9 protein-coding genes are annotated in these 8,296 nt (G+C 66.4%); 7 read left to right on the forward strand and 2 right to left on the reverse strand.

All coding sequences use genetic code 11. The annotated features are described in order from the left end of the window. Window positions 1-126: 126 nt before the first annotated feature. Together C167_RS0103050 and C167_RS34410 are read right to left on the reverse strand one after the other, a co-directional pair. Window positions 127-1,461 carry a sigma-54 interaction domain-containing protein gene (locus tag C167_RS0103050; protein WP_026078766.1) on the reverse strand — a complete coding sequence of 445 codons (1,335 nt, stop codon included), beginning with the start codon at window positions 1,459-1,461 and terminating at the stop codon, window positions 127-129. Between the two features lie 318 nt (window positions 1,462-1,779). Beyond that, window positions 1,780-1,938, reverse strand: coding sequence for a hypothetical protein (locus tag C167_RS34410; RefSeq protein ID WP_017516787.1), 159 nt, complete (start codon window positions 1,936-1,938; stop codon window positions 1,780-1,782). Between the two features lie 169 nt (window positions 1,939-2,107). Here C167_RS34410 and C167_RS0103060 point away from each other — a divergent pair, with 169 nt between their 5' ends. The 7 genes from C167_RS0103060 (at window position 2,108) to C167_RS0103090 (ending at window position 8,216) form a co-directional block, all read left to right on the forward strand. Then, entirely contained in the window at window positions 2,108-3,310 is a 1,203-nt protein-coding gene (locus tag C167_RS0103060) for an ABC transporter substrate-binding protein (protein ID WP_017516788.1), read from the forward strand. Between the two features lie 27 nt (window positions 3,311-3,337). Further along, window positions 3,338-4,297, forward strand: a complete 960-nt coding sequence (locus C167_RS0103065) for a YVTN family beta-propeller repeat protein (protein ID WP_017516789.1) — start codon at window positions 3,338-3,340, stop codon at window positions 4,295-4,297. Window positions 4,298-4,323: 26 nt separating this feature from the next. Next, entirely contained in the window at window positions 4,324-5,055 is a 732-nt protein-coding gene (locus C167_RS0103070; RefSeq protein WP_026078767.1) for an ABC transporter ATP-binding protein, read from the forward strand. Beyond that, window positions 5,052-5,870, forward strand: coding sequence for an ABC transporter permease (locus tag C167_RS0103075; RefSeq protein ID WP_017516791.1), 819 nt, complete (start codon window positions 5,052-5,054; stop codon window positions 5,868-5,870). The genes C167_RS0103070 and C167_RS0103075 overlap by 4 nt, the downstream gene beginning before the upstream one ends. A gap of 105 nt (window positions 5,871-5,975) precedes the next feature. Beyond that, the gene (locus C167_RS0103080; RefSeq protein WP_017516792.1) at window positions 5,976-6,539 is read left to right on the forward strand and encodes a PQQ-dependent catabolism-associated CXXCW motif protein; all 564 of its coding nucleotides are present in this window, start codon (window positions 5,976-5,978) and stop codon (window positions 6,537-6,539) included. 95 nt (window positions 6,540-6,634) lie between these two features. After that, window positions 6,635-7,300 carry a response regulator AgmR gene (gene agmR, locus C167_RS0103085; RefSeq protein WP_017516793.1) on the forward strand — a complete coding sequence of 222 codons (666 nt, stop codon included), beginning with the start codon at window positions 6,635-6,637 and terminating at the stop codon, window positions 7,298-7,300. Between the two features lie 55 nt (window positions 7,301-7,355). Then, window positions 7,356-8,216 carry a DMT family transporter gene (locus C167_RS0103090; RefSeq protein ID WP_017516794.1) on the forward strand — a complete coding sequence of 287 codons (861 nt, stop codon included), beginning with the start codon at window positions 7,356-7,358 and terminating at the stop codon, window positions 8,214-8,216. Window positions 8,217-8,296: the final 80 nt, after the last annotated feature.

Here is an 8,296-nt window from a genome sequence, read left to right on the forward strand (position 1 = left end):
ACACCGGAATCGATGGGTATCGCTGCACTCCCTCCCATGTTTGTGCTCCGCCGTGAGGCATTTGCCGTAGGCATAGCCGCAGTGGCGGAGCGAACGCGTCCGCCCGCCGTGCCAGGCCACCCCGCCCTACCGCAGCTGATGCTTGTGCAACAAGCGATAGAAAGTCGGCCGCGAGATGCCCAGCATCCGCGCCGCCACGCTGAGGTTGTCACCGTGCCGGGCGAGTGCATCGCACATGGCCTGGCGCTCCGCGCCGAGCTTGTATTCCTCCAGGGTCACGAGGGGCAGGTGCGCCGAGCGGCCTTTTTCCCGCTCCAGGCCCAGGTCGCGAGCCTCGATCTGTCGCCCTTCGGCGAGCACCAGGCCACGCCGCACCCGGTTCGCCAGCTCGCGCACGTTGCCCGGCCAATTGTGCTCGGCCATCGCCGCCAGCGCGTCATCCGAGAAGCGCCTGGGGCGACGGCCGGTCTCCACGCTATACAGGTGGGCGAAGTGGTTGGCCAGCAGCGCCAGGTCGCCATTGCGCTCGCGCAGCGGCGAGGTCGACACCTGCAGGACATTGAGCCGGTAGTAGAGGTCCTCGCGAAACTGCCCGGCACGGATCGCCTGTTCCAGGTCGACGTGGGTCGCCGCCAGGACCCGCACGTCGACATCGATCGGCTGGCTGCCGCCGACCCGCTCGATCTGCTTCTCCTGCAAAACGCGCAGCAGGTTGGCCTGCAGCTCCAGCGGCAGGTCGCCCACCTCGTCGAGGAACAGCGTGCCACCGTTGGCCTGTTCGAAGCGCCCGATCTTGCGCTGGTGTGCCCCGGTGAACGCGCCCTTCTCGTGGCCGAACAGTTCGGACTGGATCAGCGCCTCCGGCATCGCCCCGCAGTTGATCGCCACAAACGGGCGGATCGCCCGTCGCGACTGGCGATGCAGCGTGCGCGCCACCAGTTCCTTGCCGGTACCGCTCTCGCCGCGTATCAGCACGGGAGACTCGGTCGGCGCGAATTTCGCCAACAGCTTGCGCAGCTCGCGAACGTCGCGGCTCTCGCCGAGCAGTTCGTGTTCATGCTCATCGCTGTGCATGCTGCCCCGACCGCGCAGGCGCGCCATGCCAAAGGCGCGGCCGAGCGTGACCTGCACACGCGCCACGTCAAAAGGCAGGGTATGGAAATCGAAGAACCATTCGCTGACGAAATCACCCACTTCATGGAGCGGCAAGGTGTCGGAGCTGAGCACGGCTATCCACTCCGTACCGCTTCGACTGATGAGTTCCTTGACCGACTCCCGGCGCTCCAGGTGCCAGGGTTGCAGGCGCAACAGGCCGACGTCGCAGCCGCGATTGCCGGCATTGTCCAGCTCGCAGCTGTCCACCTCCCATCCTGCCGCTCGTAGTCCGGGTAAAAGCCTGCGGCAGTCGTCGCACGGATCGACCACCAGCAGGCGACGAAGATTCGTGGCTGCCTCGAGCATGCTCCCTTCCTTGGCGCCATTATTTTGAAAAACTTTATAAAACAGTCGGTTGGCGCTCCAATTTGTAACGCTAGCAATATATTGACGCCGTCCATCGACCGTTTTCCTATAAGGTCAATGACGAAACGATCTCAGCAGCGTGAAGGCTGCCCGGCCCTTGCGCGCCATCGCGCTGCCCGTTCGCCCAGATTTGCCGCACCCGATCGCCTGGGTAGACGCACCACAGCGTCAACCGGCACCTGGCCGCGGTTCGTCACGCCTGGGTCCAAGGCACAGGCTCCGCTGAAAGCGCCGCACTGAAGGGCAGAACGCAGGTCGTCAAGGAGCGCTGCGGCAGGGCGTAAGACAGCCCATCGGCGCAGCCGGCGCGCGCAGTTCCGCCGCCGGCAGGTAGCCATTGCGGGTATAGAGGAAATCGAAGCCGAACAGGCTGAGCATCAGCAGGATCGGCAGGACGAGAGTGACGGCGATACGCATGGCGACGCTCCTCTTCTGGTTCTTGTAGCGCCATCCTAGGCCGCAGGTGCGGCGCGCAATCTACTACCTTGGTATTGCCCCATCGGTACTTTCTGCATATTTGCCGCACCCCCGGCGCTTCCTATGCTGGCCGCACAAGAACATGTCGGCCCAGAAAAGGAGTCGCCCCATGCGCCTGTTCGTCCTGCACGGCCTGGCCTATCTGCTCGCAGTCGTCTGCGCAGCCGCCTCCAGCCTCGACGCGCATGCCGAGGATGCTCCGGCGCTGGAAGTCCGCATCGGCTACCTGGGCTATACGCCCGATCCTGGCCCGCTGCTCTCGAACGTCATTGCCGAACCCACCGACGCAGGCCTGCGCGGCGCAGAGCTGGCGATCACCGACAGCAACAGCACCGGGCGCTTCCTCAAGCACCGCTACAGCCTGCAAGCCGTCCGTACCGACACCCCTGAAAAGCTGCTGGCAGAAGCCAGGCGCCTGCACGATTCCGGCCTGCGCCTGTTCGTGGTCAACGCACCGGCCGACACCCTGCGCCAGGTGGCCGCCGCACTGCCGGACAGCCTGCTGTTCAATGCCGGCGCCGCCGATGACGAGTTGCGCGCCAGCCTGTGCGCGCTCAACGTGCTGCACACCCTGCCCAGCCGGCTGATGCTGACCGACGCCCTCACCCAATTCCTGGTGCTGCGCAAGTGGACGCGCTGGCTGCTGATCGTCGGCCAGCGTCCCGAGGACGCCGCCTACGCTGCCGCCCTGCGCCGTTCGGCCAAGCGTTTCGGCGCGAAGATAGTCGAAGAAAAACCCTTCACCTTCGACAACGACCAGCGTCGCAGCGCCCAGGCCGACATGGCGCTGTTCACCCAGTCCGGCGAGGACTACGACGCCGTGCTGGTGGCCGACGAACATGGCGATTTCGGCGAGTACGTGCCCTACAACACCTGGCTGCCGCGCCCCGTGGCCGGCACCCAGGGGCTGGTCGCCACCGGCTGGCACAAGACCGTGGAAACCTACGGCGCTGCGCAGTTGCAGAAACGCTTCGAGGAACACGCCGGGCGCTGGATGAATGACCGCGACTTCGCCGCCTGGATCGCCGTGCGCAGCATCGCCAGCGCCGTTACCCGCCTGCGCGACGCCGACCCCATGGTGGTCCGCAAGCTCTCGCTCTCCCCGGACCTGCCGCTCGATGGCTTCAAGGGCTACAAGCTCGGCTTCCGCCCCTGGGACGGCCAGCTGCGCCAGCCGATCCCGCTGGTGCAACCGCGCGCGCTGGTCAGCACTTCGCCGCAGGAAGGCTTCCTGCACCCTGCCAGCGAACTCGACAGCCTCGGCCTCGACGCACCGGAAAGCCAGTGCCATCTCGCCGACGCAAAGCCCTGACAAGAACTGTCCACGAGGACCTTGCCCATGCACCGCCTGCTTGCCCTGTCCATTGCGCTCAGCCTTGCCTCACCGGCCTTCGCCGCCACCGCCTACGTCTCCAACGAAAAGGACAACAACCTCAGCATCATCGACCTGGATACGCTGGCCGTCACCGGCACCATCGACACCGGCAAGCGCCCGCGCGGCCTGGCGCTGTCCCACGACAACAAGCTGCTGTACGTCTGCGCCAGCGATTCGGACACCGTGCAGGTGATCGACCTGGCCACCCGCAAGATCATCAAGCAACTGCCCTCAGGCGCCGACCCCGAGCAGTTCGCCCTGCACCCCAACGACCGCTGGCTGTATGTTTCCAACGAGGACGATGCGCTGGTCACCGTGGTCGACACCCAGACCGCCCAGGTGCTCGGGCAGATCGACGTCGGCGTCGAGCCCGAGGGCATGGCGGTAAGCCCGGACGGCAAATGGGCGGTGAACACCAGCGAAACCACCAACATGCTGCACTGGATCGACACATCGACCCAGAAACTGGTGGACAGCACCCTGGTGGACCAGCGCCCGCGCCATGCGGAGTTCACCCGCGACGGCTCGCAGGTCTGGGTTTCGGCGGAGATCGGCGGCACCGTCAGCGTGGTGGACACCGCCAGCCGCAAGATCCTCAAGACCCTGCGTTTCGCCATCCAGGGCGTGCATCCGGACAAGGTGCAACCCGTGGGTGTGAAGCTGACCGACGACGGCAAGACCGCCTTCGTCGCCCTCGGCCCGGCCAACCATGTGGCGGTGGTGGATGCCAGAACCTTCGAGGTCCTGGACTACCTGCTGGTGGGCCGTCGCGTCTGGCACCTGGCCTTTACCCCGGACGAGAAGACCCTGCTGGCCACCAACGGCGTCAGCGGCGACGTCTCGGTGATCGACGTGGCCTCGCGCAAGGTCACCAAGTCCATCAAGGTCGGCCGCTACCCGTGGGGCGTGGTGGTGACGCCATGAACGCGCCCACCATGAAGGCACCCACCATGAATGCGCTGGCGGTCTGCGACCTCGACTTCTCCTACGGCCCGCGCCGCGCCCTCGACGGCCTGGAGTTCGTGCTGCCCGCCGGGCGCTTCACCGCCCTGCTGGGGCCCAACGGCGCCGGCAAGTCCACCCTGGTCGCCCTGCTCACCCGCCTCTACGACCTGCAGCAGGGCGAGATCGACGTGCTCGGCTGCAGCCTTCGCCGCCAGCCGCGCCTGGCCTTGCGGGAGCTGGGCGTGGTGTTCCAGCAGAGCACCCTGGACCTGGACCTGAGCGTGGAGCAGAACCTGCGCTACCACGCCGCCCTGCACGGCCTGCCGCGCAGCGTGGCGAACGAGCGGATCGACGCCGAACTGGCCCGCCAGCAGCTGCTGGAACGCCGCCGCGACAAAGTCCGCGCGCTCAATGGCGGGCATCGCCGTCGGGTGGAAATCGCCCGCGCCCTGCTGCATCGCCCCCGCCTCCTGCTGCTCGACGAAGCCAGCGTCGGCCTCGACCCGGCGGCGCGCCAGGCGCTCAATGAACACGTGCGCCGGCTGTGTCGGGAAGATGGGCTGGCGGTGCTCTGGACCACCCACCTGCTCGATGAAGTCCGCAACGATGATGCGCTGCTGGTGCTCGACCGCGGCCGGCTGGTTGCCCGTGGCGAGGCGCGAGACGTCTGCGCCCCGGACGCCGGCAACCTGGAGCGCACCTTCGAGCGCCTGACCCGCCTGGAGGCCTGCGCATGAGCGCCCTGGAGAATTCGCGCTTCGGCCCCGCTGCCTACTGGCAATGCCTGTGCGGCATCGTCATGCGCGAATGGCTGCGCTTCGTCCTGCAACGCTCGCGCTTTCTCAGCGCGCTGGTCCGCCCGCTGCTCTGGCTGCTGGTGTTCGCCGCAGGCTTTCGCGCCGCGCTGGGCATCTCGATCATCGAGCCGTACGACACCTACGTCACCTACGAGACCTACATCGTGCCGGGGCTGTGCTGCATGATCCTGCTGTTCAACGGCATGCAGGGTTCGCTGTCGATGGTCTACGACCGCGAGATGGGCAGCATGCGCGTGCTACTGACCAGCCCGCTGCCGCGCGCCTTCCTGCTCGCCAGCAAACTGTTGGCGACTGCCCTGGTGTCGCTGCTGCAGGTCTATGCCTTCCTGCTCATTGCCTGGCTGTATGGCGTGCAGCCGCCGGCCATGGGGCTGGTGGCGGCGCTGCCGGCATTGCTGCTGGCTGCCCTGCTGCTCGGCGCACTGGGGCTGCTGCTGTCCAACGGCATCCGCCAGTTGGAGAACTTCGCCGGGGTGATGAATTTCGTCATCTTCCCGCTGTTCTTCCTTTCCTCCGCACTCTACCCGCTGTGGAAGATGCGCGAGGCCAGCCAGTGGCTCTACTGGCTGTGCGCGCTGAACCCGTTCAGCCACGCCGTCGAACTGGTGCGCTTCGCGCTGTACGAGCGCTTCAACCTGTCCGCCACCGGCATCTGCCTGGGCCTGGCGCTGCTCTTCGCCAGCCTCGCGGTGTTGACCTTCAACCCGCAGCATGCCGCCCTGCGCAAGGGGTGAAACCTACTACTTTGGTACCGGTTCGCCCCTCCGGACGTCGAATTTCCAAAGCCGCACAGCCGGCATCTAATGGCTACTACAAGAAGAACCAACAGAGATTCCGCCATGCCTCGCCTTGCTATTGCTGTGCCCGGCTGCCTGGCCGCCTGCCTGCTCAGCCTGCCCCTCACGCTCGCGACCGCCCAGGCAGAGGAAGCGCCGCTGTTCTCTGCCGACGGTTACCGCCAGGCCCAGTACCGCAGCCCGACACCGCCGTCTGCCGACCACGCCACCACCCTCGACACCCCAGCCCTGCAGGCGCTGCTCAAGCGCGAGCCGCAGACGCGGCTGGTGGACGTCTACCGCCGCACCTGGCTCAACGGCCAGTTCATCGAGGACGAAAAGCACCGCAACCTGCCCGGTAGCCTGTGGCTGGCCAACGTCGGCACCGGCACCCTGGAGCCACGGTGGCAGGCCTACTTGGAGCGGAATCTCTCCCATCTCACCGAGGGGGATGCCAAGCGCCCACTGGTCTTCTACTGCCGCTCCGACTGCTGGATGAGCTGGAATGCCATCCGCCGCGCACATGCGCTGGGCTATGCCAGCCTCTACTGGTACCGTGACGGTATCGACGCCTGGGAACAGGCCGGGCTGCCCCTGCAGGATGCACAACCGCAACCCCTTCCGTGACACCTGCTTTCGTGACACCTGCTTCCGTGAAACAGGTAGTAGCCTGCGACCGCAAGCCGCTCGCCACCCATAACGACAACAACGAGGTGTAGGCCATGTACAAGATCCTGATCGCCGACGATCACCCGCTGTTCCGCGAAGCCATCCACAACGTCATCGCCGATGGCTTCCCCGGCAGCGAAGTGATGGAGACCGCCGACCTCGACAGCGCCCTGGGCCTGACCCAGGAACACGACGATCTCGACCTGATCCTGCTCGACCTCAATATGCCCGGCATGCATGGCCTGAACGGCCTGATGAGCCTGCGCAACGAAGCGCCGACCATCCCGGTGGTGATCGTCTCCGCCGAGCAGGACAAGCAGGTCGTTTTGCAGGCCATTACGTACGGCGCCGTCGGCTTCATCACCAAGTCCTCACCACGGATGCAGATGACCGAGGCCATCGAGCAGATACTCAATGGCAACGTCTACCTGCCGTCGGACATCATCCGCACGCAGAAATCCTCGCCGCGCCGCAGCGGCCAGGACGACCACAGCATCCCGCCGGAACTGCTGCAGGCCTTGACCCGCAAACAGTTGCTGGTGCTGGAACGGATGACCAAGGGCGAATCGAACAAGCAGATCGCGTACAACCTGGAGATTGCCGAAACCACGGTGAAGGCCCACGTCTCCGCCATTCTGCGCAAGCTGAAAGTGCACAACCGCGTACAGGCCATCCTCTGCGCGGGCGATATCGATTTCGCCGCCTACCTTCGTCGTTGAAGCGCGGCCCGCCGATTCATGAAGTGCCGTTGCGACCGCTACCGGGAACCCCTCGATGCCCTCAACCCGCACCCTGAGCCTGACCGGCCTGGCGATGATCGCCTTCGCCGGCAACTCCATCCTTTGCCGCCTGGCCCTGAAGGCCACCAGCGTCGACGCGGTGAGCTTTACCGGCATCCGCATCTTCTCGGGTGCCCTGGTGCTCGCGCTGCTGCTGAAACTGCGCCGCCGTGTGGCCGGCCAGGGCGGTAACTGGCGTGCGGCAGCGGCGTTGTTCGTCTATGCCGCGGCCTTCTCCTACGCCTACGTACAACTGGATGCCGGCACCGGCGCGCTGCTGCTGTTCGGCGCGGTGCAGGTGACCATGATCCTGGTCGGCCTGCTGCGCGGCGAAAGCCTGCGCGGGCAGGCGTTGGTAGGCTTCCTGCTGGCCCTGTGCGGACTGCTGGTCCAGTTGCTGCCCAGCGCCAGCGCGCCACCTCTGGCGGGGGCGCTGCTGATGCTGCTGTCAGGCGTGGCCTGGGGGCTGTACTCGCTGCTCGGGCGCAAGGGCAGCGATCCGCTGGCGACCACTACCGGCAACTTCCTGCGCGCCATTGCCTTTGCAGCGGTGCTGGCGCTGTTGTTTCACGCCGATTTGCGGCTGGACACCCCCGGCATCGTTTACGCCGTGCTATCCGGCGCGGTGGCCTCGGGGATCGGCTATGCCATCTGGTACAGCGCGCTGCCGGGCCTGTCGGCCATCCAGGGCGCGTCGGTGCAATTGAGCGTGCCGATCCTGGCCGCCCTCTCCGGTGCCGTGCTGCTGGGCGAGGCGATCAGCCTGCGCCTGGCGCTGGTGTCGTTGGCGGTGCTGGGCGGCATCGCCCTGATCCTGCTGGCCAAGGTGCGCGCGCCTTTCGCCGAGCGCGCCTGATCCTGTCCATCCGGTTCCGAACGACAGAGTCCACTTGTGGGCCCGGCGCCAGGTGATCGGGTAGGAGGCGGCCTCACGGC

It is taken from the genome of Pseudomonas nitroreducens TX1 (assembly GCF_000313755.1).
Taxonomy (GTDB): domain Bacteria; phylum Pseudomonadota; class Gammaproteobacteria; order Pseudomonadales; family Pseudomonadaceae; genus Pseudomonas; species Pseudomonas nitroreducens_A.